Annotated in this window: 25 protein-coding genes and 1 pseudogene; 5 read left to right on the top strand and 21 right to left on the bottom strand. The window is 56.0% G+C overall.

Features of this window, described 5'->3' with window-relative positions; translation table 11 throughout:
* Positions 1-40: 40 nt before the first annotated feature.
* Positions 41-967 carry a LysR family transcriptional regulator gene (locus FFS21_RS20500; protein ID WP_137926621.1) on the bottom strand — a complete coding sequence of 309 codons (927 nt, stop codon included), beginning with the start codon at positions 965-967 and terminating at the stop codon, positions 41-43.
* 193 nt (positions 968-1,160) lie between these two features.
* On the opposite strand from FFS21_RS20500, the gene FFS21_RS20505 reads away from it, so the two are divergent.
* The 5 genes from FFS21_RS20505 (at position 1,161) to FFS21_RS20520 (ending at position 7,774) form a co-directional block, all read left to right on the top strand.
* Positions 1,161-4,358, top strand: coding sequence for an efflux RND transporter permease subunit (locus FFS21_RS20505; RefSeq protein WP_137926622.1), 3,198 nt, complete (start codon positions 1,161-1,163; stop codon positions 4,356-4,358).
* Positions 4,355-5,596 (top strand): efflux RND transporter periplasmic adaptor subunit, encoded by a 1,242-nt coding sequence (locus FFS21_RS20510; protein WP_349304720.1) that lies wholly within the window; start codon positions 4,355-4,357, stop codon positions 5,594-5,596. Before FFS21_RS20505 ends, FFS21_RS20510 begins: the two co-directional genes overlap by 4 nt.
* The gene (locus FFS21_RS20515; protein ID WP_137926623.1) at positions 5,593-7,047 is read left to right on the top strand and encodes an efflux transporter outer membrane subunit; all 1,455 of its coding nucleotides are present in this window, start codon (positions 5,593-5,595) and stop codon (positions 7,045-7,047) included. Before FFS21_RS20510 ends, FFS21_RS20515 begins: the two co-directional genes overlap by 4 nt.
* Before the next feature lie 92 nt (positions 7,048-7,139).
* Positions 7,140-7,301, top strand: coding sequence for a hypothetical protein (locus FFS21_RS32080; RefSeq protein ID WP_171020456.1), 162 nt, complete (start codon positions 7,140-7,142; stop codon positions 7,299-7,301).
* Positions 7,302-7,306: 5 nt separating this feature from the next.
* On the top strand, positions 7,307-7,774 hold the full coding sequence (locus FFS21_RS20520) for a MarR family winged helix-turn-helix transcriptional regulator (protein ID WP_237380687.1): 468 nt from the start codon (positions 7,307-7,309) through the stop codon (positions 7,772-7,774).
* A 9-nt stretch (positions 7,775-7,783) separates the two neighbouring features.
* Here the strand turns inward: FFS21_RS20520 and FFS21_RS20525 are convergent, their stop codons facing one another.
* The 20 genes and pseudogenes from FFS21_RS20525 to FFS21_RS32090 all read right to left on the bottom strand — a co-directional run.
* On the bottom strand, positions 7,784-8,191 hold the full coding sequence (locus tag FFS21_RS20525; protein WP_249359521.1) for a cupin domain-containing protein: 408 nt from the start codon (positions 8,189-8,191) through the stop codon (positions 7,784-7,786).
* A 276-nt stretch (positions 8,192-8,467) separates the two neighbouring features.
* Positions 8,468-8,761, bottom strand: coding sequence for a hypothetical protein (locus tag FFS21_RS20530; protein WP_137926624.1), 294 nt, complete (start codon positions 8,759-8,761; stop codon positions 8,468-8,470).
* Between the two features lie 515 nt (positions 8,762-9,276).
* Positions 9,277-9,750 carry a hypothetical protein gene (locus FFS21_RS20535; protein WP_137926625.1) on the bottom strand — a complete coding sequence of 158 codons (474 nt, stop codon included), beginning with the start codon at positions 9,748-9,750 and terminating at the stop codon, positions 9,277-9,279.
* 361 nt (positions 9,751-10,111) lie between these two features.
* The gene (locus FFS21_RS20540; protein WP_249359523.1) at positions 10,112-10,393 is read right to left on the bottom strand and encodes a hypothetical protein; all 282 of its coding nucleotides are present in this window, start codon (positions 10,391-10,393) and stop codon (positions 10,112-10,114) included.
* Positions 10,394-10,718: 325 nt separating this feature from the next.
* Positions 10,719-11,510: an Imm49 family immunity protein gene (locus tag FFS21_RS20545; protein WP_212745260.1), complete on the bottom strand. Its 792-nt coding sequence runs from the start codon at positions 11,508-11,510 to the stop codon at positions 10,719-10,721.
* A gap of 259 nt (positions 11,511-11,769) precedes the next feature.
* A pseudogene (locus FFS21_RS32950) lies at positions 11,770-12,114 on the bottom strand (POTRA domain-containing protein); the annotation flags it as partial.
* Positions 12,115-12,585: 471 nt separating this feature from the next.
* Positions 12,586-12,936, bottom strand: coding sequence for a DUF596 domain-containing protein (locus FFS21_RS20555; protein ID WP_137926626.1), 351 nt, complete (start codon positions 12,934-12,936; stop codon positions 12,586-12,588).
* Positions 12,933-13,217, bottom strand: a complete 285-nt coding sequence (locus FFS21_RS20560) for a hypothetical protein (protein WP_137926627.1) — start codon at positions 13,215-13,217, stop codon at positions 12,933-12,935. Before FFS21_RS20560 ends, FFS21_RS20555 begins: the two co-directional genes overlap by 4 nt.
* Positions 13,218-14,242: 1,025 nt before the next feature.
* Entirely contained in the window at positions 14,243-14,530 is a 288-nt protein-coding gene (locus FFS21_RS20575; protein WP_137926629.1) for a hypothetical protein, read from the bottom strand.
* A 117-nt stretch (positions 14,531-14,647) separates the two neighbouring features.
* A complete protein-coding gene (locus tag FFS21_RS20580; RefSeq protein ID WP_237380685.1) occupies positions 14,648-14,953 on the bottom strand; it encodes a MafI2 family immunity protein in 306 nt (101 codons plus the stop codon).
* Positions 14,937-15,275, bottom strand: a complete 339-nt coding sequence (locus FFS21_RS20585; protein ID WP_137926630.1) for a hypothetical protein — start codon at positions 15,273-15,275, stop codon at positions 14,937-14,939. The genes FFS21_RS20580 and FFS21_RS20585 overlap by 17 nt, the downstream gene beginning before the upstream one ends.
* A gap of 279 nt (positions 15,276-15,554) precedes the next feature.
* On the bottom strand, positions 15,555-15,977 hold the full coding sequence (locus tag FFS21_RS20590; protein WP_137926631.1) for an SMI1/KNR4 family protein: 423 nt from the start codon (positions 15,975-15,977) through the stop codon (positions 15,555-15,557).
* A gap of 108 nt (positions 15,978-16,085) precedes the next feature.
* Positions 16,086-16,559, bottom strand: a complete 474-nt coding sequence (locus tag FFS21_RS20595; protein WP_137926632.1) for a hypothetical protein — start codon at positions 16,557-16,559, stop codon at positions 16,086-16,088.
* Positions 16,559-17,191, bottom strand: a complete 633-nt coding sequence (locus FFS21_RS32285) for a hypothetical protein (RefSeq protein ID WP_212745261.1) — start codon at positions 17,189-17,191, stop codon at positions 16,559-16,561. Before FFS21_RS32285 ends, FFS21_RS20595 begins: the two co-directional genes overlap by 1 nt.
* A gap of 204 nt (positions 17,192-17,395) precedes the next feature.
* The gene (locus FFS21_RS20605; RefSeq protein ID WP_137926633.1) at positions 17,396-17,884 is read right to left on the bottom strand and encodes a PM0498 family protein; all 489 of its coding nucleotides are present in this window, start codon (positions 17,882-17,884) and stop codon (positions 17,396-17,398) included.
* Positions 17,884-18,060, bottom strand: a complete 177-nt coding sequence (locus FFS21_RS32085) for a hypothetical protein (RefSeq protein ID WP_160474495.1) — start codon at positions 18,058-18,060, stop codon at positions 17,884-17,886. The genes FFS21_RS20605 and FFS21_RS32085 overlap by 1 nt, the downstream gene beginning before the upstream one ends.
* 162 nt (positions 18,061-18,222) lie before the next feature.
* A complete protein-coding gene (locus FFS21_RS20610) occupies positions 18,223-19,995 on the bottom strand; it encodes a ShlB/FhaC/HecB family hemolysin secretion/activation protein (protein WP_137926634.1) in 1,773 nt (590 codons plus the stop codon).
* 99 nt (positions 19,996-20,094) lie between these two features.
* Positions 20,095-20,607 (bottom strand): immunity protein Imm33 domain-containing protein, encoded by a 513-nt coding sequence (locus tag FFS21_RS20615; protein WP_249359527.1) that lies wholly within the window; start codon positions 20,605-20,607, stop codon positions 20,095-20,097.
* Between the two features lie 274 nt (positions 20,608-20,881).
* Entirely contained in the window at positions 20,882-21,286 is a 405-nt protein-coding gene (locus tag FFS21_RS20620; protein WP_137926636.1) for a hypothetical protein, read from the bottom strand.
* Between the two features lie 136 nt (positions 21,287-21,422).
* The coding region (locus FFS21_RS32090) for a hypothetical protein (protein ID WP_171020458.1) at positions 21,423-21,940 on the bottom strand (518 nt) is incomplete at its 5' end.

Consider the following 21,940-nt stretch of genomic DNA (forward strand, 5'->3'; position numbering starts at 1 on the left):
ACAGCGTTGCGCGCAGGGCAATGGGTGGATTGACCGCTGCTTATTCCGCAGTGGGCCTTGCCTGGCCGGTCGGCCCCGGCAGCGACGACAGGAACTCAAGGAACGTGGCCACGCGGCGCGATCCGCGATGATTCGGAAGATAGAGCGCCGTAATGACCGAACTCGAATCGTTGGGTGTCACGTCCCACGACGCGAGCAACGTCACCAGCCTGCCCTCGGCAATGTCATCCTGCACAAGCCAGTCTGGCAGCAATCCCACGCCCAGGCCCGCCAGCACCGCATCCCTCAACACTTCGATGTTGTTGCTGCGAAGGCTGCCGTTGACGGGCACCACCACCTTGTGCGCGTCCTGGCGAAACGTCCAGACCTGATCGCGGCGTCCAAAGCTGAAGCGAAGGCAGCAGTGATCGAGCAAGTCGGCAGGCTCCGCTATCGCCGCATGCTGGTCGAGGTATTTCGGGCTTGCCACCACCAGCCGGCGAAACCACCCCACTTCCCTTGCCACGACATTGTCGTAAGTGGCAGCGCTGCCCAGCCTGACGGACACGTCCACGCGTGCATCCAGCAGATCCACAATCTCGTCGGTAAGCTGGACTTCGACTTCCAGCCGAGGATGCTGCGCCATCCACGCACCGAGATAGGGCGACACGCAACACCGGCCGAATGCGACCGGTAGCGATACGCGCAACTGACCCACCGGCGCCTCGCCACGGTCCGCGATCAGCGCGTCGGCCTCTTCCACCGCCTCCAGTATCTGCCGCGCGTGCTGGTAGTAGCTCGCACCGGCTTCCGTCACCGTGACCTGGCGTGTGGATCGGTTCAACAGCACGGCGCCCAGATCGCCTTCCAGTCCGTCGAGCGCGCGCGTGACAGACGAGGTCGCCAGATTCATGCGTCGCGCAGCCGCAGAGAAACCCTTGGCATCGACGGTCTCGACAAACATTTTCAGGGCGAGCAACTTGTCCATGGGCTGGGTGGGGCAAAGGATTGAGGATGACGCAGGTTGCGGATCAACCGCTTGCGTATCGTACATGCCCGGGGATTCTGTCGTATCGAAGTGGCATTTGAAAAGCCCTGCGATCTGGCTGCTAAACGCCCCCACGCGGTATCCCTAGACTTCGCGAATCTTCACGGAAGTCCCCCAACCGGATAAAACAGGCATGTGGATCGTCAGGCTCGCCTTGCGTCGGCCCTATACCTTCATCGTTCTCGCGATCCTGCTCATGCTGGGCGGAACGCTGGCCGTCCTGCGCATGCCCACGGATATCTTTCCCGCGATCGATATCCCTGTAGTGAGCGTGGTCTGGAACTACAACGGGCTGTCGGCGCAGGACATGGCGCAACGCATCGTGACGCCTTACGAGCGTTCGCTGACAACGGATGTCGACAACATCGAACACATCGAATCGCAATCGCTGGCGGGCGTAGCGGTCATCAAGGTGTTCTTTCATCCCGGTGCCGACATCAACCGGGCCATTGCGCAAGCCACCGCAGGCGCACAGTCCATCCTCAAGCAGATGCCACCGGGTGCCACTCCGCCGCTGGTGCTGAGCTACAACGCCTCGACGGTGCCGATCCTGCGACTCGCCCTGGGCAGCACCACATTGCCCGAGCAGGAACTCTACGACCTTGGCAACAGCTTTATCCGCACGCAGCTTGCGACAGTGGAAGGCGCCTCTGTTCCACTTCCGTACGGTGGCAAGGTGCGCGAGGTCACCGTCGACCTGAACGTGCCCGCATTGCAGGCGCGCGGCCTCTCGCCGCTTGATGTGGTCAACGCCGTGAATGCCCAGAACCTGGTGTTGCCAGGCGGCACAGCGAAGATTGGCACGCTCGAGTATCGCGTGGACCTGAACGGGAGCACGCAGACCGTTGCGGCGCTCAACGACCTTCCGGTCCGCTCCGGGCCCGATGGCACCATCTTTGTGCGCGACGTGGCGCAGGTACACGATGGCTATGCGCCGCAGACCAATGTCGTCCGTCACAACGGCTTGCGTTCCGCCCTGTTGGAGATCGAGAAAACGGGCAGTGCCTCGACGCTGACCGTCGTGGCCCAGATCCGGGCCTTGCTTCCCCACATCACGGCGGGATTGCCAAAGTCCCTTGAAGTGCAGCCGCTATCGGACCAGTCGGTCTTCGTGACATCCGCAATCGACGGCGTGCTGCACGAGGCGCTGGTCGCGGCTTGCCTGACAGCGACGATGATCCTGCTTTTTCTTGGAAGCTGGCGGGCGACGCTGATCATCGCGATCACGATCCCGCTATCCGTGCTTGCGGCATTGATCGCCCTCGCCGCTTTCGGCCAGACCCTGAACATCATGACGCTCGGCGGACTGGCGCTGGCCGTCGGGGTACTGGTGGATGACGCGACGGTGGCCATCGAGAACGTTGCGCATCATCGGGAACAGGGCAAGCCGCTGGAGCAGGCCATCCTGGACGGGTCCGGCGAGATCGCGCTTCCCACGCTGGTTTCCACGATGTGCATCTGCATCGTGTTCCTGCCGATGTTCCTGCTGAGCGGCGTGGCGCGCTATCTCTTCGTACCGCTGGCCGAAGCCGTCGTGTTCGCCATGATGGCCTCGTACTTCCTGTCCCGCACGCTGATTCCCACGTTGGCGCACTATCTTCTGCGTGGCGAAGGCCGCGCCCCCGCAGCTACCCGAGGCCCCGCCTACTGGTTCGATGTCGCACACAAGCGCTTTGAAGCGGCGTTCGAGCGCGTGCGGAGCGCCTATTCCGCGATGCTGTCGGCCGCACTGGCCGCGCCGCGCCGTACCGCGCTGGCATTCGCATTGCTGTGTGCGGGCTCGATGACGCTCGTGCCGTTTCTCGGACAGGATTTCTTCCCGGCCATCGATAGCGGAGAGCTTCGACTGCATATGCGCGTCCGCACTGGCACGCGCATCGAAGAGACGGCGCGCATCGCCGATGAAGTCGAGAACGAGATACGCCGCATTGCCGGGCCCGGCAATGTCGGCGGCATCGTCGACAACATTGGATTGCCGGTAAGCGGCATCAATCTCACATACGACTCCTCGCTGCCCATCGGCACGGGCGATGCCGAGATTCTTGTTTCCCTGAAACCCGGCGCCGGTTCTTCCGCAGCACTCGTGGAACGTCTCGACGCTGCGCTGCAGACATCCTTCCCAGGTGTCAGCTTCGCGTTCCTGCCCGCAGACATGGTGAGCCAGATCCTGAACTTCGGGCTGCCCGCACCGATCGACATCCAGATCGTTGGCAATGACGTGGATGGCAACCGGCAGGTTGCGGACTCCTTGCTGCGCAACCTGGCGGCGGTGCCGGGGCTGGCCGATCTTCGCCTTCAGCAGCCGGCGGATCAACCCGCCCTGGCCATCGACGTAGACAGGACGCGGGCGTTGCAAGCCGGGCTGACGCAACGTGAGGTGGCGCAGAACCTGCTGATTGCGTTGTCCGGAAGCGGTCAGACTTCGCCAAACTTCTGGCTGAATCCGAAGAATGGCGTCAGCTATCCGGTTGCCGTGTCCGTACCGCAGTACGCGATGGATTCCCTCCAGACGCTATCGAACATTCCCGTCCGCCTGGGGGTCAATGCGCCCCAGCAAGGCGGGGCAGGTGAAATCGGCCAGCTTGGCAGCGTCAGGCGGTATTCGCAGCAGGGCGTCGTCTCGCACTACAACGTCCAGCCCGTACTCGATATCTTTGGCGCAGTGAGAGGACGAGACCTCGGAGGTGTGGCTGCCGATGTGCAGCGCATTGTCGATCAGGCGCGGCCTCATCTGCCTGCCGGCTCGGAGATCATCGTGCGCGGCCAGGTGCAAACCATGCACACATCGTTCAGCGGGCTGCTGACCGGGCTGGCCATCGCAATCGTGCTGGTCTATCTGCTGATGGTCGTCAATTTCCAGTCGTGGCTCGATCCGTTGACGATTGTCGGAGCCCTTCCGGTGGCGCTATCCGGCATGGCGTGGATACTCTTTGCCACGCACACCACTATCAGCGTTCCCGCAATGACGGGGGCCATCATCTGCGTCGGCATAGCCACCGCCAACAGCATTCTCGTCATCAGTCATGCTCGGGGCCTGCTCGCTGCCGGCAAATCGGCGCGGGACGCGGCTTTCGAGGCGGGATTCAGCCGCTTCCGCCCCGTTGCCATGACCGCGTTGGCGATGCTGTTCGGCATGGTCCCCATGGCATTGGGCTCCAGTGGAGCCGGCGCGCAGAACGCCCCGTTGGGCCGTACGGTCATCGGCGGACTCGCCTTCGGCACGACTGCCACGCTGGTGCTTGTACCGGTGCTGTTCGCTGCGCTGCACGGCTGGATGGCAGCGCGCTCGCGCCCCGCAGCTTCTCCCAACCTTCATGAAGGCACGGCATGAGTTCGCCCCAATCTGGCTCCGCGTCTGAACAGCCGCAGCAAGACCCTTCCGAAAGCGCGCTGGAAACGCATACCACGCCAATGCGCCGCTCCCGTGGGCGCCTGCTTGCGCTGCTTGTCATGGCACTGGCTGCTGCGGCGGCATTGACTGTCGGTCTTGTGCCACGCTTGCACGGACAGAAGGTCTTGCAGGAACGCGTTCAGGCAACGCAGATACCGATCGTCAATGTGGTGGCGCCTCGCAATGGGGCGCAGGCTTACGATATCGTGCTTCCCGCCGACGTCCGCGCCTACGAGGACACCGCCATCCACGCACGCGTGAGCGGATACCTGCGCCGTTGGTACGTGGATATCGGTACGCCGGTCAAGGCAGGTCAGTTGCTTGCAGACATCGACGTGCCCGAGATTGCCGACCAGCTCCGCCAGGCACGCGCCACCGAGGCCACGGCATCGGCCGAGTATGACCTTGCCCGGACTACCGCGCTGCGATGGAAGGCCCTGCAGGCGACGAACTCCGTAGCGCAGCAGGATACCGACCAGAAGGTTGCCGACATGAACGCCAAGGCGGCCCTCTTGAGCGCCGCGCACGCCAACACGGCCCGACTTGCGCAACTGACCAGCTTCGCGCAGATTCGCGCGCCGTTTGACGGCGTGGTCACGCAGCGCAACGTGGACACGGGGGCATTGGTGGATGCTGGAAGCGGTACGGGCCAAGGCCCCGAACTCTTCCACCTGTCGGCAGGGTCACGGCTGCGCGTCTATGCCGAGGTGCCACAGGACATCAGCGCAGCACTGGAACCCGGCACCAAGGCGTGGCTGACGTTGCCGCAATCACCCGCGAAGCGCTACCCGGCAACCGTGGCGCGCACGGCTGGCGCGATCAATCCTGTCACACGCAGCTTGCGCGTGGAACTGGACGTAGACAGCCAGGAGGTGGAAATACTGCCGGGCACCTATGCAGAGGTGCACCTCGTCATCGCCAATCCGCATGCCGGGCTGGATGTGCCGGCCAACACGCTGAGGTTCGGCAAGGATGGCGCAGCGGTCCTGATCGTCGACGATCAGGACCGGTTGGCCACACGCCGCGTAACGCTCGGTCGCGATTACGGCTCTCACGTCGAGATCCTTGCCGGACTGCAGGGAAACGAAAGACTTGTGACGAACCCTGGAGATGGACTGGTGGCTGGCGCGACTGTCCGCGTCGCATCCGCCGTCAAGGCCAAGGGAGCACCGGCATGAAGGGGGTCTCGATACTGCTGGCCTGCGTCGTGCTGGCGGGTTGCGCGTCGGCTCCGTATCACGCGCCCGACATGCCAATGCCATCCGCGTATCGCGAGGCGGGCAATACCGTCCATCAGGTCATCACGCAAGACTGGTGGAAGGCATATCAGGATGAGACGTTGAACACCCTGATCGCACGCATCGACGCCGGCAGTCCGACATTGATGAAGTCGATCGCCCTGCTGCACGATGCGCGCGCGCAGGTTGCAGCGGCGAGAGCGGATTACTTCCCTACGATAGGCGCCGGGGCTAGCGTCACAAGCACACATCTGTCTGCCAACGTGCTGGGCCATTCGCTGGCTGGACGGACTACCCCGGATCATCTGCTGGGACTAGGCGCGAGTTGGGAGCCCGACCTGTTCGGTCGCATCGGACGGAACGTGGATGCAGCGAAGGACCGCGAGCAAGCCAGTGTGGATGACGTGGCTGCGGTGCGCCTGGCCTTGCAGGCAGAAATCGCCATCGAGTACTTCGGTATTCGCTCACTCGACAGGGAAGCGGCATTGTTGCAGCGGACGATAGCCACCTATGAAGCCGTGCTGCAACTGACAGAGAACCGATATCGCGGCGGCATCACTGCGGAATCGGACGTAGATCAGGCGCGCAGCCAGTTGGAAACCACTCGAACCAAACTGGCGGACGCACAGTTGGCGCGCACACAGCTTCTTCATGCGCTGGCCACACTGGTCGGGGAGCCTGCAACGTCCTTCTCCGTACCGGACGAGAACGACCGACAGCGCTTTCAGGTTCCACCCACGCCCGATGCGGTGCCCGCCACGCTGCTGCAACGCAGGCCCGACATCGCCGCAGCAGAGCGACGCGTGGCGGCGGCCAATGCGCAGATCGGCGTGGCGCGCGCAGCGTTCTTCCCTACCCTGATGTTGAATCTCAACGGCGGCCTGGAGAGTTCCGGCCTTGCGGGTTGGCTAACCGCCCCGAGCCGCTTCTGGGCCGTGGGCCCGGCTTTGGCTGCAACGCTGTTCGACGGCGGCAAGCGTGAAGCAGGGGTGGACAGCGCGCGGGCGCAATTCGATGCCAGTGCGGCCGACTATCGCGACACAGTCTTGAAGGCCGTGCAAGACGTGGAGGACAACTACGCCGCCCTCAGGATTCTCGCCGATGAATCCAGAAGCCAGGAGACAGCGGTGGCGGCATCGGAGCGCGCACTCCAGCAAGTGACCGAACGCTATCGTCTGGGAGCCGTTGCGTATCTCGATGTCAGTGTCGTGCAGGCCACCACGCTCGATAACCTGCGCGCACTGGAATCCATTCATCGACGCCAGTTGGCCGCCAGCGTGTCGCTGTATCGGGCACTAGGTGGCGGTTGGACCGTGAACGACCACGGCCAGCCCAACGCGTCGAAGCGTCCAGATGCTTTGCGCCCGGTAGGACATGTAGAAACGCAATAGCAGCTATGAACGTCCGTGGGTGGCTCGCAACCACTACGGGCGCCACAATCTCGCCTCACATCGGCACCCTCAACATTCCAGATATGCGACTCATGAAGGTTCTCATTGCACTGGCGTTCACCAGCTTGTCGATCTCGGCCTTCGCCGGCCCGGACTGGACAGTGATCGAGCGCGCCCGGGCAGCCGCGCGTCAGGCCAACGCCACGGCATCGCAGCCCCATGAACAGGCCACTTGCGAAAAGGGCACGCATTGACAGATTTGCCCACAGTCCCGCGCAGCCTGATCGATGCCGGTGACTTTGACCTGAGCGGCAATATTGCCTATCTGCTCGTTCGCGCGAAGAACACGCTGTCCCAGTACGTGGAGCAGGGAGCCAGCCATATGGGATTGACGCATGCGCAGGCATGCTGCCTCATGATGCTGGCAAATGGCCACTCCACGACACCTACCGAACTCTCCCGGCGGCTGGACATCGATGCCGGCGCCGTGACGCGTCTGGTCGATCGCATGGAGCGGCGCGGCCTCATCACGCGTAGCCGCGGCGAGGCAGATCGCCGCATGGTGCATCTCACGCTGACCGATGAAGGCCATGCAATCGTCCAGAGGCTTCCGTCGGTGTTCATCGACGTCACACACAGAGGCTTTGCGGGATTCAGCCCCGAAGAGATCGCCATGTTTCGCCAAATGCTGATCCGGGTGGTGGCGAACGGCGGCGTTGCTGACTGACTTCTTGCGCTACTTTTTGGCTGATTCGCTGACCGCGGCGGCATCGTACACCACGTAGATCTTGGTATAGCCCTGGGTCTCGAATACCCCGCTCCATCCCTTCGGGATCGTCACGGATTCGCCAGCCCGAACCGTCATCGACGAGCCATCCGACGACGTCAGCTTGACGCTGCCCGAGACGAAATACAGGAACTCGTCATACGGAAAACCGGGGTTCGCAGCGATCTCTTCCCGGAACGGTCCGGACTTGTACATGCCCGTCTGAAAGGCACCATCCGCCGAGGTATAGCGCTGCGCATCCGCCGACACCGAGCCATCCGGCGCACGCTCCACCTTCACTTCCGGCTGCCTGAATATCGCACCGCCGATGTCGGCACGCGAGTCCTTGATGGGCTTGATAACCTCCGCGTGAGCCATGGAGGTAAGGATGCATGCGGCGGCCATCAGACCCGCCCGAACTAGATTGCGCTTCACGGTATGTGTTTTGTAGTTTTTGGAAACTACGCAGTATGGAAGGCAGATGCCTCGGACGCCATGGACTGGCATTCATGGCAGGCATGCCGGGCGGGCATGGGGCGAGGGATGATGATCTCTGCACGGAAACTCGACCAATTGGAAGCAGGTGATATTCCATTTCCGCTTCAACGTCCCGGATTTCAGCGCGCCGATCCCAGCCATGGCACGTTGAATTTATTAGCGCGCCTCGTGGATTCCCACCAACTCTCCGGTCAATGCCGAATACACTAAATTGAAGTCCAACCCTTTATATGGACGAAATACGACGATTACTTCTTCCGCGCTTATTCCGTTCAACCAGAGATAGACTCCCTTCTCTAAAGATTCAATAGGTTGCGAGCTACGATTAAGCGACTTCCATTTTTCAAGACTCGGCGCAGTATTTCTCCATATTAAATTATTTTCTTTATCAGAATAACAAATTGACTTTCCGTCGCATGAAATTTCTAAGTTTTGTTTTTTCAATTTCATAGCTACGTTGCCTGTCCTTTTCTACGCATGCAGCCCTGCCCCGGATTGCCGGAATGAGAATGGTAATAGGTACGCCTGCCATCGCCCGGCTTTTTTTGACATCGGCATTATGGAGAATGAGAGGATGCCAAGGAAAAATTTCAACGTTTACAATTAGCGCGATGCAACACCCTCAGTACGAAACCTACGAATCCAATTGCGATTAGCCCCAGCATGAAGTAGAGACAAAATAGAAATACGAGATGCAGTTGCTTCGCATCCACGTTGAATCCCAAGATCTTTGGCGACCAAGCGATGGCGTAAAGTATCCAGGGTGAGAGAATGCCTCTCGCGATAATTAGGATAGATTTAAGCTTCATTTGTTAGTACCGAATACAGACGCTGCATCGACATTCGTCTGCTTCAAACAAGGAAACGCAGGGTGCGCCGCTTGCACTCCTTAGAACATTGGAGAGGATGGAGCCTGAGTCACCCGTGATAGGGAAGAGCGCGCTGGCGCAGATGGAAGTTTATTTTCACCAGTGCTTACCCAGGAATTCAACCTTGACTAATTCCCCGTTGTTCATATCAAAAATGAATCGGCAATCACATCTATCACCGTCGCTACCCTCTCCATACATTACGTTAGTCGGGTCTCCTTTCATGTGCTTCGGAATGCCAAGTTCGCCGTTCTGCGGAACAGAATTTTCACTGAGCTTTGGGACGGCAATACAAAATCTTCGTGTACCGTCCGGATTTAAAACGGTCCAACTCTTCAAGTCGGGAGCAGCGTAAACCAGCCCAGACATGTCGGGGACCGGTACTGGACGATTTTTATCTTCGTATGTTATCCCTTTATAAGTCCATCGTGTCCCTACAATCTTTCTCGCACCAGTCCGAGCATAGAAGTCATCCCACCACTGCATCCTATCGCTGGCCGCTTCACGCTCTTCCTTAGAGGAGGTTGCACCTGTGTCCCATATCTCAAGGACGCTGCATATTTTTTCCATGATTAATATCCAAGTTGCCGCGGCAGCGTAGTGGGCTTCAAATGTTCCAGGCGCTCAGCCGGAGGAATCAAAAATTGCGCGTGTAATGCGCCACCACGCAGCAGAGAATTTAGCTCTGTGAGCTGACCATTCCCTTGCCTAGTTGTATTTATCTGTGCTCCAGCAAAATTAACGTTGCTATCAAGTGAACCCAGCCAGTCGCAATAGCTGGCGCCACCGAACCAAGCACCATGAGACCGCGCCTGTCATTTGCCATAGATCGCGAAATAACGTCTTTGGTTGCCGGATTGCCCGGAAATCGAACCGAATGTTCCAAGATGCCCCCGCGATACCGCGCCCGACTTCTTAACCGGATTCGGCGTTACTGAGGCTTGCGCATTGATTCCTCGATTTCGCGTTCAAGTTCGGGCGAAATACACTCATCCATCGATAATTCTACGATCTCCTTACGACCGACTTTTGGAAGCAAGGAGCTAAGTCGATCAAATACGACTAATTCAATTAGCCCCCATTCCAATAAGCCAGATAAATATCCATGCCACAGCAGTGCAACATTCTCCGTTGCCCCCCGCCTCGCGAGTTGACGTTTCATTCTTTCACGCAACTCGCTTTCCGTCGGATAGCCAGTCATCATTGCTGTCATTGTGGTAACCTCGGAACGTACACGCTTCTCTGGGAAGTGATAAGCGTAATACTCTTAATTTTTACGCCAGATTTAGAATCTGCCGAGTATGCACGGTTCACTCCGCGCTGAGCGATATCGGGGCTCATGCTAGGTTGGTTGCGTGCATCGATAATGCTATCCGGAGACTGTCCACACCGCTCAGGCACCGTTACCGTGAACAGATTATCCGCATTCTGGCTGATATACGCGACAGCATACCTATCACCGCTTGACCCTTTGGTCGCCCCGTCATCCACCAGACGATAGCCATTATCGAGCAACATGTTTGCTACCTAACGGCGAGTCAGATTTTTAAAAAATCAGACAGCCTTCCAATAAGACCACGGGATGACGGCACATAGTTAGGCGAGAGAAAATCGTAGACTTCAGCATAATGTTCGAGTGGAAGGATTGGCATCAATTCCATCGGCACCAAAGGATGATCAACTCCTACCCGTATACCTCGATACCAGCACAGCTTTGCCTCCAAGGCAGCCGGAAACGAGATATAGCCCTCCGTAATGGCGTCCGCATTCTGAGCATTGGCATCCTCTTTTATGCGCGCTTCCAGATCCGGTTTGCTATTCTTGATTAGCAATGAGAAAAAGTCACTTCCTTCCGAAGCAAGCGTTCGCTCCGGCTTGCGGCCATTCTTCGCAAGCCGGCGTATCTTATCTTCCAGTGCGACGTATTCCCCTCGCAGTGCCAGCTGCCACATATGCACTCTAAATTGCGGACGAATAGGGTTCTCACACGAATCAACAAATTCCTTCGATTCAAAGTTTGCCACAGCCCTGATCATGGCAGGCGAATCAGAAAAAAGTGCAAAAAGTATCTCGTACCCGATTTCGAATCGCTGATGACTATTGATTTCAAATTCCGCCAATTTTAGTTGGCAAGCCGTGTAGAGATGTTGTTTGAAATCATCAACGTTTCCCTCGACAAAATACCTAAAAAATCCAATTATCAAATTATCGGCGGCAAGACTACCGTAACACGCTGACAAATCAATCTTGTCACGGTTGTGACGAATCTTCTTGACGACGTCAGACATGTGATCCATCGCAAAATGGAGTCCGCGAAGTTTGGTTTTCAAGAGTTCATTTTCCACGACAGACTCACTTTAGTTTGATAATCGTCCCACTCGTCGAACTAACTCCGGGGCCCACTGACGCCAGTTTGTCGGCCGCCAGCGAAGACAAGCCCGCCCCGACCGCACCCGCATGAGCATTGCCACCGCCCAGCCCGGCAATCTCATGCTGCGGAATCATCGGACTGACACCGCTTGTGTCCTTTGACGTGAATGTCGAAGCTACCATCGCCCGCGAGAATCCCGGTTTACCCCCTCACGTTGGCGTAGCATCCTGACTCGCCACACGCTTCATCTGCTCCAGCCCTTGCTCAAGATCGCGCAGGTTCAGCAGTTCGCCTGGCGCCGTCGGGAAAGCAGTCTTCCACGTGCCCCACAAATCAGGATCACTGAAACGGATATCGCCGATGACGCCGGGAATCAGCGCGAGTTTCAGCGTGCCCGATGACAGGTCTTGCTCGGGCACCAGTACGCAGGTGGTGACGTAGCCTTTCGACAGGATCGTTTGCGAGAGGCCCTTCACCAATGTTTCAACGCCCTGTTTGCCAACGCACTGGCCTTGATAGTGTTCTAGCCACTGCCTCGCAAATGCAAAGGGGTCCATCGGCAAAAAAAGTGGACGCGCCAGCCGACTGTATCCGGCGCTGACAACGGAAACTCCATGTTTCCGCGTTGACCACTTCGCACTGGAAGTCCCCACAGATCTTCCGGCGGACCTCCACTCAGCGCGCGCGATTGCCTCGGCGCGGACTGTAGGGGCATTCACCGCTGCGGCGCGTTCGCGGGCTTCCCATTGCTGGCGGTTGCGCTGGTCTTGCTCGGCGTTGGTCAGGGCGGCGGCTTGACCTGAAGGCAACGGGACCTGCGCCATCACGGATAACGGCAAGCTTCGAGAAGCCAAGCTTTCATTTCACAGTAACTTGTCCTGTCTTCCATCTCCAACCTCATCGACGGCGCACAATCGCACCATTATTGTCGTAAACGCTTATTTTGATATTTATCACCAAACATTTTTATAAGCTTGGAACAGCTCGCACATGGCGATCGCTCAGTTGGGAAAGTTAAGATGTTCATGGACCATCTAAGTCCATACCTCCGCTCCGTTCGCGTCAACCCAGACAACGCCAGCCGGCGCATCAGCTAGAAACCACATGCCAAAGCCATCAAGATCATCCTCGTTGGGTTCCGTGGGCCACGAAGCCCTGAGCAGGGCAAGCTGATCCTCCTCGCTTCCGGCAAGCATGATGCCACCACTGCCGAGCCTCACAACTCCTGCCGACATGAGGCTTCGCAGTATGGAAAAAAACATCGCAGTCCTGTCCACACAGATCCCCTCGGACTCTAGACCAACCGTCATATGTTGCCAGATGGCACCCATCGAAAGCCCAAATGCACTACGACGGACGCGTTCAATCAGTTCATCATTCTTCATTTAAATTTGATCTCCACCCGACGCCCGCTATTTATCGATGCATCGATTACATCAATGGTCCACGATGCACCACTCTGCTGGCCAGATGTCGAAAAATTACGTAGCGTTATCTTTGCACCGGATTCCGTGGTTGCCGAAAAAACATCGCCTTTTTCCGCCACCGTTCTTACTGTTGGCATCTCGTCGACACCAGCCAGTTTTCTGAAGTAGCTCATCACGTCGGCGGTTGTGGCTCCCGCATAGACTGGCGCGCCCAAGCTGACCTCCGGGTCCGCTTTCAATACCTTTCCATCCAAACTTTATTTGAAGATCCTTTGGTTGGACTGCGGGATTGTTGAACTGTGCAGGCAAGTTCGTCAATCCTCCTTTGAGATTGCAATTGAAGGATTGTCCTCGACCCCTTGCCCGTCAACGTCGGCCCCGCTGGATTCTGCGCCAGGCGCCTTAGAGCGGCGGCCTCTCCCTCCACGAGCGAGCCGACTGCACTTGCGGTCACTACCGCTCCCGTTCCGGCCGGCATAGCTCCGCCAGCGACAATCTCTCCGGTAGTAATGCCTGCGTTGTTGAGACAAAGAACAGGATTGGCAGCACATGCGCTCGCCGCCGCAACGGCGTTGCCGCTGTGCCCAGTTGGCGCAAGGACGGCCGGTGGGAGTCGTGGGTTCGCATTGACAACATCACCAGCGGCCCCAGCGAGACTTACCCCACGCGCGAGGAAGCCATCGCCGCAGGCCTCGCGTGGCGGGCAGGACCGCAACAGCAGCCATAGAAACGAAGAACCCGGCAGCGAGGCCGGGTTCAGGTTGTTAGCTTGCTATTTTCGCCCTTGTCCACGGGGCGCTAGCAGAGTCGCGCCAAGCATGCCACCCCAATGGCAGATCAGAAAGCTGCTGCACGGTTGGATCAATCTCTACAACGCATCGCAGACTAACGAGCATCGCATCGGACTCGCTTACTGGCTCTGTCTGACTGGTGTAAAACTGCCATGCCCCATCATCGCTATCATGCGACACGTACGCAATCCAAGCGTGCTCCGTGACAATCGTTCGATTGACGATGACCGCTACGTTTGGCTGATCGCCAAAGGGCCAGCTTTCTAGGCTCATGGGCTATTTATTTGACTTCGCTCGGTTTTACTCACGAGAGAGCACTTGCGCATTGCTGTAGCGATTACTGCCTCTGGCAACATCGGGATCAGCCGGACTCTTCGGCACAATATGGTCGATCTGTGCAGCATTTTGGGGAGGAGTACCCCCCGCCTGACTTTTCTCTGGCGTCACCAATTCTTGGCCGTCAAGATCTGATCTTAGCACTCCACCGTTTTTTTCTTTCTAGGTTCTGCTGGTAAATTTTCGCCTTCTGTGCCTGCGTGAAAGTTCTTCGCGCCTCGACCAGCACTCTTCAACTCGTTACCAACGTAGTTCAGCTCGCGTGTCTGAAGATCCCGCACGGTGTGAGCTACCGGGTCATACTGATACATCCCCGTGGATTTCAGCTGCGCCTGTTCAGCCGTGTATTGCTGGCCACGCTGCTTTTCTGCATAGCTAGGGTCATCTAGGCGCTGCTGCTCTTCCTGGCTCTTACCACGCTGCAAGTCCGCCAACTTCTAACGACGAACCCGGCTTCACACGGCCGGGTTCGGATCTTTGCATGCATGTGTGCCACAGGCCTATGCTGCAGGCCAATGGATGCCAAGTCAGCAGTGTATTGACTACTCCTTACGCAAATACACGTACCAAGCAAGCATACAGTCTCGATAAGTTTGCGGGGCATCGAGTCTTACGCACTCCGCCTCAACGGATGCCTCTTCAAAGTGCGAAGCCACCTCTGTCCCGACCTCGTCCATCATCTCACGATCGACATCCGAGATCGGACCATCAAAGACGGCCTTCATTTTGACGTCCCCACCTTCAAATTCGCAGCTTATGGCGCGTATGTTGGGGCTGATCCTTCCTAGCAAGGCTGTCTGCATGGCGAGAAGTAGCCGGCGCGTAATGTCTTCAGTACTCATCATCATGTTTCATATTTCTCCGAAGAAGATACGCGCGAAATTGATCGTCACCATCAATCTCAAGTAGATTGATTAATTTCGCTACCGCCTCAGATATCGATGGAAATCTCGACCACAAATCCCAAGGACCTTCTGGAGAAAAGTAATACCAATACCCGGTCAATGCATCACTGGGAGGAGCAACGGCGCCACTTCTTATTCCATCAAGGACAGGAGCCAAATTGACTTCATACAATTCCTTAAGCTGCGCGTCCTCTCCAGCCGCCGGCCGGATAAGCTCCTCTACGCTCACAACTTGAAGCAAAATTAAGTTATTCAATGTAGTCATATTCACTGCAACTTTATTAACCCGCCGGATATCATTTTCGGCGGAGTGAACTACGATTGCATGAAGTGCGGCTCTCGCGCTCTCGGTTCCGGAAGTGCCCTTGCCAAGCGAATCGGCCAGAGTTCGAAAATTGAACCGCCCCCGTAAATCCCAACGCGCGATGACATCGCTAATTCCTCCTGAATTCAGTCGAATCTGGGTTAGTCATGCCCATTGCAGCATACGAATGATTAGGGTGATAAGATTACTCGGCCGTAGCCTTGGCAGGCTTGGCTGCGGTCAATGCTCTGTCGATCGGCTTTTTGGCGGATTAAACCAATCTGGATCCACCATCAGCCGCTGAAAAAACTCAATTAGCGAGTCGCAGATTCTGTCACCCCACATCCAGTAGACGGCATTTGGGTTGCCACTGCGGGGTCGGAGACACAAAAACAAATCGAGGTCCCGATCGAAAAATGGGAGAACGTCAGGTTGGATTTCAGTGTACGGCATCATCCATTCACATGTTCCGTCGAGCAACTTCGGTATATCCGTCGGGTGAATCACGGAATTATGTGAATGTGAAACAAAGCGGGCTTCTTCCCCTGACTGCAATCGTCCCTCGCCGATTTCAAGGTAGAAAGTGCGCAATTCGTTTGGGAACGCATAGTCGAGCTTCTTTTCGGCTTCAAATATCAGGTCATTATTGACTGGAAAAAACATTTTCGAACAATCCAAGACGCAAGGTTGACGAAGGGATGCGGACAAGAGGCTTCAAGAATTCGAACATATCGTACGGATACGGACACAGGGCATTGTGTTCTTCGATAGTCAATTCGCCAGCCTTCCTAAGAAAGCTTTCAGATCTACAGCATAGCAAAACGGAACGCCGTTGCGCTCACCCGACACTTCCGAACCTAATTCGCCAATCCCTATGTAGATTGCTGGAATTTTCACTCCCCGCATTCCAAAGCAGATTTCGTGACGGCGCCTGTATTCGAACAGCTCGTCCAGTTGCTCATCTAGATAGGCATCGAAGTTCTCATACGTAGTCTCAATGGACCTGTGAATTGATCCACACCATTGAACAAACTTTGGAAGAGATTCTTTTTCCATGTGGGACTTATTGTCCTTAAACCAACCTACCAGTTCATCAAGATTCCATTCGACGTCCAAAATGACATAACTTTTTCCACTGTCGAGAACAGATAGCACAATCTGACCCACGCGGTTTCCTGCTGGGAATCCCAAATCTGTTGCGGATTTATTTTGCGACAGGAAGAATTCAAGATTCAGTTCGCTCATCACTTTCCCTTGATAAGTTTTCCATATTCGGCTTTATTAATATCACCGCGCTGCAATAGCGCTCTCAACACACTTGCCGGAACTTCATTGCCCGGAACTGGATAGCCATGCCATCCTCCAACATTATCAGGCTGGAATTCATACACTCTCCCATCGGAAACGCCGTAACGCTGCTTTCCGCCTTGCACGGAATTATTCAGCACTTGCTGTGCTGCTGAATCCTCTAGATCCATGGGCATACCCCATCCGCCAACGTCGTGTTTCGGGCTCGGCGCGTACTTGGGTGCGTCATTCCCGCTACTGAAGATCGCCCCGAGTCCTTCAACAATCTTTAGCGGGTTGGGCAATATTCCACCAACTGCTGCCCCAATGGTATCTGCTGTATCGACAATCGGCTTCGATTGATCAGCACGGAGTCGGTAATGGGATGAACTTGGAACGTCCCGTCGCCCGAGGACGCCAGTGATGCACTGGCGCCGATGAACCCAAACATGGCAAGCGCCACGCTCCGGAGCGACTTTGCGAAGGTGTAAAAAGGCATGATTCGTATAGTCTTGAATGGGCTTGCCGTTTGCGCTAAGGACAAGCGGCATGACTTGATGATGGCCAGCGGTCTCGGGGTGGAAACTCATTCGCTCAGCGGAACACCAAAATGAGGCGAAGGGAAAAGTAGGTCGTATAGCACCGAAGTAGTCTCGTGCCCCTACTAACGCGCCACAGAAGGTTGTCGGACTAGTGAAATTCCGTACGTACTGGAGTCTTCGAAGTCGGAACAGCAGAGCAACGCTGCGCATCGCGCAAATCGATCTTCGAATAAAACGACGTGGATTCGTGAGCTATTTCTTCGATTTTGATGGACCTGCAACGGCACTAATAGCTCCTTTCACGTCCTCGGTTGAATTCATCAACATCGTTGCATCAATGTAGCCTTCAAGATCGGCACTCAGCCAGCTTTCCCCATCTCTCTTTACGTGGAACTTCACAACAACGCAAAGTTCGTCAGCGGAAAGAGCGGCGACGAGAACGAGACTTGTGAATTTGTTCCAGACTTGAAAGATGCAGTGTATGAATTGGATTGCTTGAGGTATAGGAAATGTTTCATCGTAATCTTCGATATGAAGTGAATTAATGAAACATTCATACCCTGTAGCGTCTTTGAAGTCTCTCCGGCTAACGTTTATTTCTCTTTCAAACAAAGAAGCCAGAAGATAGCAGTCTCCGACGACTTGAAATCCTCGTTCTGCTATCGACACCAATTCAGAAGTGAGCTCGCGGGTTACTGGAGAACTCACTAGTAGGCGCTGCATCTCATTGTTGAGCTTCATCACTTCGCTCCGAGATATTTAGTAAGACCTTTTTGAATAGCATTGCTAAAACTAGGATTGTCGAGAAGTTTGTTAACGGAATTTGGTGCACCCGGGAGGCTATTTGTGCCGTGATCGTACAAGTACTGCGCTACCGGTAGCGTGATCTGCGCCAGCTTCTTCCGATCAGTAGTCATGACTTTTATATCCTGCTCAAATCCTTCTCAATTGCTGTCTACATCGGCCCGGAGTAATTTTGATAATTTTATTCTCCGCTGCACCCATCGATTTTGGAAGCAACGCACTAAACGAATTGCCCAGTGCCGATGAACCAGCCATTGGCGTCGCCGCCGATATCGCTAATACTGATAAACCACCTGCACCCCGCCCGTCACCCCTGCCGTGTGGAACTGCTCCGGCTTGTACACGGGCACTCCCAGAAACACGTCATACGAGACACCGCCGAATTTCTGCGAACCCACGCCGCCTCGAACGCCGATGACTGCACCGGCCAATTGAGTGCCTACCAGCGCAGCCGTGGCTGGACCGTAGACTCGGCCATAGTCCAGGCCGGCGTAAAGGGCCTGGCCGGTTGAACCGAGTGGTGCTTGCAACTCGTTGCGCCAATAGAATCCGCGGTCGCCCGCCAGCAGGCTTTCTCCATCGAAGCCTCGCACGGTGTATCGGCTGCCGATGGTCAGGTCATCGACATAGTAGAGACGGTCATTCGTGAACTGGCCGCGGATTGTTGTCACGTAACGGAATGGCTGCGCGGCAATCTTGAAGGGGACCGAGAGGTTGGCGTCGAGGACGGCCATGCGGAAGCGCCATGTGGGGCCATCGTCTGCGGCCAGCGCATCGGGCTGCGCGCCCATCGCCCCGATGCCTTGACGGAACGAGAGCGTCGCGTCCAGTTGCGATTGCCCGAAGTAGTGCCGATCCGTCATACCAATTTCGAGGATCGTGTTGTTGCGGCGCTGCTGCGGAATCTCGGTGTCCTCGATATAGCTCTTGCCGAATCGGCGCGTCAGTCGCACCTGCATGCCGAAGACATCGCTCTGGCTACGGCTCAGTACGCGATGCAACTTCAAATCCACGTTCTCGGATTTTCCACTCGATACGAATGTGGTGTTCACCCCGGCAATCTGCTGGAAGTAGTTGCTGCTGTAAGCCGACAGCGTGGCTGTCCAATATCCCCACGGCACCGAGTAGTAGCCGTTCCAGCCGCGCGTGCCGTGTTCCTTGTTGTTGAACTGCAAATCCTGGCTGTAGCCAATGTTGAAGATGTCGCTCAGCCCCAGCGGATTGTTGATGCCCAGGCTCACGTTGCCTTGCCATTTCCCCGTGGAACGCGAACCTGAGTTATCGACCGATGCCACCAGCGTCCACGGCTTGTTGCGCTTGATGGCAATGACAACATCGCTGCGCCCCGGGACTGAGGTCGGCACGATTTGCATATCGACATCCTGACTCGCCACACGCTTCATCTGCTCCAGCCCCTGCTCCAGATCGCGCAGGTTCAGCAATTCGCCTGGCGCCGTCGGGAAAGCAGTCTTCCACGTGCCCCACAAATCGGGATCACTGAAACGGATAGCGCCGATGACGCCGGGAATCAGCGCGAGTTTCAACGTGCCCGTTGACAGGTCTTGCTCGGGCACCAGCACACGGGTGGTGACGTAGCCTTTCGACAGAATCGTTTGCGAGAGGCCCTTCACCAATGTTTCAACGCCCTGTTTGCCAACGCACTGGCCTTGATAGTGTTCCAGCCACTGCCTCGCAAATGCAAAGGGGTCCATCGGCAACGCCGAGGCTCCCGCAGACTGGAGGTCAGCCGGAAGATCTTGGGGGACTTCCAGTGCGAAGCGGTCAACGCGGAAACAAGGGGTTTCCGTTGGCAGCGCCGGATACTCGGCACGCGCGATTGCCTCGGCGCGGACTGCGGGCGCGTTAACGACAGCGGCGCGTTCGCGGGCTTCCTGCTGCTGGCGGTTGCGCTGGTCTTGTTCGGCGTTGGTCAGGGCGGCGGCTTGACCTGAAGGCAACGGGACCTGCGCCATCACGGATAACGGCAAGCTCGTAGCGCCAAACGCGAGTGACGCGGCAGTAGCAATGGGCAGAGATTTGAAATACATCGACGTAACAAAGGCCGGACGGGGCTCTCGCAACCGTCGACGCATGGCAGGGAGGAGGAAGTGTTGGCGCGCCTTTATCGGCGACCCGCGGTGCCGCGGTTAGCTATGACGCGCTTGCAATTTCGACAAAAAAGCGTTGGAGGAAGAGTGTATTTGGCGATCACCGCAGGAAACTTGGATTTCAGACGCATTCAGAGACACGGCACTGCCTTCAGGCAAAGCGAGGAATGGCACAACGGCGGGGCAACTGACAGCAATTTCAAACAGGGAGCAATGCCTCCCCCCTTTTGCGTCAGGATCGCGGAACAACCAGCCGGAATCTGATCCACCTTTGGAAGTCTCTCGCTCCATTCGAATCACTTCACTGCCCAAAAGGCCATCGGAGATAACACGCGAATCCATCAAGCTCGGAAACGATGGATCCGCGGTCAATTGCGCACAGACTTCACGTTGTATCAGCAAATGTCGAAGCGTCATGTTGACGCCGTGAATCCACTGAATCGGCATCGCGTCAAATCGCGGCTCCAAGATTTTCAGATCACCATCTTGATCAGCGCGTAAGGTGACAATCATCCAACCGAACTGCACAAATTGACCATCCTTGAAGAGCATGCCACTATCAACTGCCTCTTCAAAATACGATAGCAGCCACTCAAATCCAGATTCGAACTCAGAGGACACCTCTATGAGTATCTCGGGGTGACTGTTTCTCTGACGAAGGTTAGCCGTCCTGTACTCTGACATCTCAACATGCCCCTCTCATGGCATTAATTTTATCCGCCAAGCGCGGCTGTGAACTCAACCGTTGGCGCGGCTACGGGATTTGATGCCGCGGCCTTTGGATTGAAAATAGAAAAATTTTTAAATCATCCATGACGATGTTGGGTTATTGGAAAGAAAAGGTAAGAACTATCGTCTCCCCGTACTTCCCCCTGAATGTCGTTAGCGCAGATTTAGTGAATAGACCTACCAACCCAGCGGCCAAATCTGGCGACACGCCATCTAGAAAGATCGACAGCATGCATCCGTCTGCTCGCTCCTCCCACGAAACAAAGACGTCATCACTCGCAGTTTTCCAAAACTGAGTATTTTGTACATGTCCACCCGCTATCAGTTGATATGCCTGCGCCTCCGCAATCTCCTCCTGCGTTCCATCATCATTCCAAGTCGTAATTCTTCCGGTGTGCGGATTTTTGACTGACAATCCGAATGTTTCAAACAATGCGACTACAAAAGGAATTGCTCGATCCCGCCTGTCTGGGATCAGGACGTGGCAAACGGGTGCAGGCATCGTTTATTCCCGAAAAATCTCAACGTTGAAATGACAAACTCAGAAGGCCGGACGAAAGTGAGACCTCAAGGGCGACGGATAAAGGTTTGATGAACATCCGAGCAAGTGGATCAAGCAGGGCCTTTGCAGATCTCTTTTATGAGGCTAGAGCATACGACCTAAGAAATGACCTCGCGATCAAGCCTTCCGCTCCAGATCGAGATCGCATTTCCCGAAGTGAATCGATCGAAATAAAATCAGCTTCAAGGCCAGATATAAATCGATCCTTTTTTTCCGAATTTTTCACAGCCATAACACCTATCTCCTCCCGTGAACTTTCGAAGGATATCCAATCGAACGCAGCATTGAACAGGACTATTGGGTAGCCAATCTGCCCTCCCATGAAATCAGAAAAGTAGCTTTCAACAACCTCTACAGTCGAGCCCATTTCATATTTATCGATGATCAAACAAGAATCTTCTAGCAGATCCCCTCCCGAGAATTTAACGTATATTTTCTCATCAAACACGCTAAAATTTTCGGATATCAATTTAGAAAAAACATCGGAAAAGCAAAGCAACGGTCTTTCAAAAAAAATGAAATTAAAAACGTTACCTACAAAAACATTACCAGGTAAATCAATCTTGAAGTCAAGATGTCGAGAGAGCTGCCGCA

Origin of the sequence: Cupriavidus sp. 2SB, assembly GCF_005503625.1 — a bacterium.
Taxonomy (GTDB): Bacteria; Pseudomonadota; Gammaproteobacteria; order Burkholderiales; family Burkholderiaceae; genus Cupriavidus.

Bases quoted from the DNA above. Each gene is read 5' to 3' on its own strand.
- FFS21_RS20500 (WP_137926621.1), bottom strand. From the start codon at position 967: ATGGACAAGTTGCTCGCCCTGAAAATGTTTGTCGAGACCGTCGATGCC.
- FFS21_RS20505 (WP_137926622.1), top strand. From the start codon at position 1,161: ATGTGGATCGTCAGGCTCGCCTTGCGTCGGCCCTATACCTTCATCGTT.
- FFS21_RS20510 (WP_349304720.1), top strand. From the start codon at position 4,355: ATGAGTTCGCCCCAATCTGGCTCCGCGTCTGAACAGCCGCAGCAAGAC.
- FFS21_RS20515 (WP_137926623.1), top strand. From the start codon at position 5,593: ATGAAGGGGGTCTCGATACTGCTGGCCTGCGTCGTGCTGGCGGGTTGC.
- FFS21_RS32080 (WP_171020456.1), top strand. From the start codon at position 7,140: ATGAAGGTTCTCATTGCACTGGCGTTCACCAGCTTGTCGATCTCGGCC.
- FFS21_RS20525 (WP_249359521.1), bottom strand. From the start codon at position 8,191: ATGGCTCACGCGGAGGTTATCAAGCCCATCAAGGACTCGCGTGCCGAC.
- FFS21_RS20530 (WP_137926624.1), bottom strand. From the start codon at position 8,761: ATGAAATTGAAAAAACAAAACTTAGAAATTTCATGCGACGGAAAGTCA.
- FFS21_RS20535 (WP_137926625.1), bottom strand. From the start codon at position 9,750: ATGGAAAAAATATGCAGCGTCCTTGAGATATGGGACACAGGTGCAACC.
- FFS21_RS20540 (WP_249359523.1), bottom strand. From the start codon at position 10,393: ATGACAGCAATGATGACTGGCTATCCGACGGAAAGCGAGTTGCGTGAA.
- FFS21_RS20555 (WP_137926626.1), bottom strand. From the start codon at position 12,936: ATGAAGAATGATGAACTGATTGAACGCGTCCGTCGTAGTGCATTTGGG.
- FFS21_RS20580 (WP_237380685.1), bottom strand. From the start codon at position 14,953: ATGATGATGAGTACTGAAGACATTACGCGCCGGCTACTTCTCGCCATG.
- FFS21_RS20585 (WP_137926630.1), bottom strand. From the start codon at position 15,275: ATGACTACATTGAATAACTTAATTTTGCTTCAAGTTGTGAGCGTAGAG.
- FFS21_RS20590 (WP_137926631.1), bottom strand. From the start codon at position 15,977: ATGTTTTTTCCAGTCAATAATGACCTGATATTTGAAGCCGAAAAGAAG.
- FFS21_RS20595 (WP_137926632.1), bottom strand. From the start codon at position 16,559: ATGAGCGAACTGAATCTTGAATTCTTCCTGTCGCAAAATAAATCCGCA.
- FFS21_RS32285 (WP_212745261.1), bottom strand. From the start codon at position 17,191: ATGAGTTTCCACCCCGAGACCGCTGGCCATCATCAAGTCATGCCGCTT.
- FFS21_RS20605 (WP_137926633.1), bottom strand. From the start codon at position 17,884: ATGAAGCTCAACAATGAGATGCAGCGCCTACTAGTGAGTTCTCCAGTA.
- FFS21_RS32085 (WP_160474495.1), bottom strand. From the start codon at position 18,060: ATGACTACTGATCGGAAGAAGCTGGCGCAGATCACGCTACCGGTAGCG.
- FFS21_RS20610 (WP_137926634.1), bottom strand. From the start codon at position 19,995: ATGTATTTCAAATCTCTGCCCATTGCTACTGCCGCGTCACTCGCGTTT.
- FFS21_RS20615 (WP_249359527.1), bottom strand. From the start codon at position 20,607: ATGCTCTTCAAGGATGGTCAATTTGTGCAGTTCGGTTGGATGATTGTC.
- FFS21_RS20620 (WP_137926636.1), bottom strand. From the start codon at position 21,286: ATGCCTGCACCCGTTTGCCACGTCCTGATCCCAGACAGGCGGGATCGA.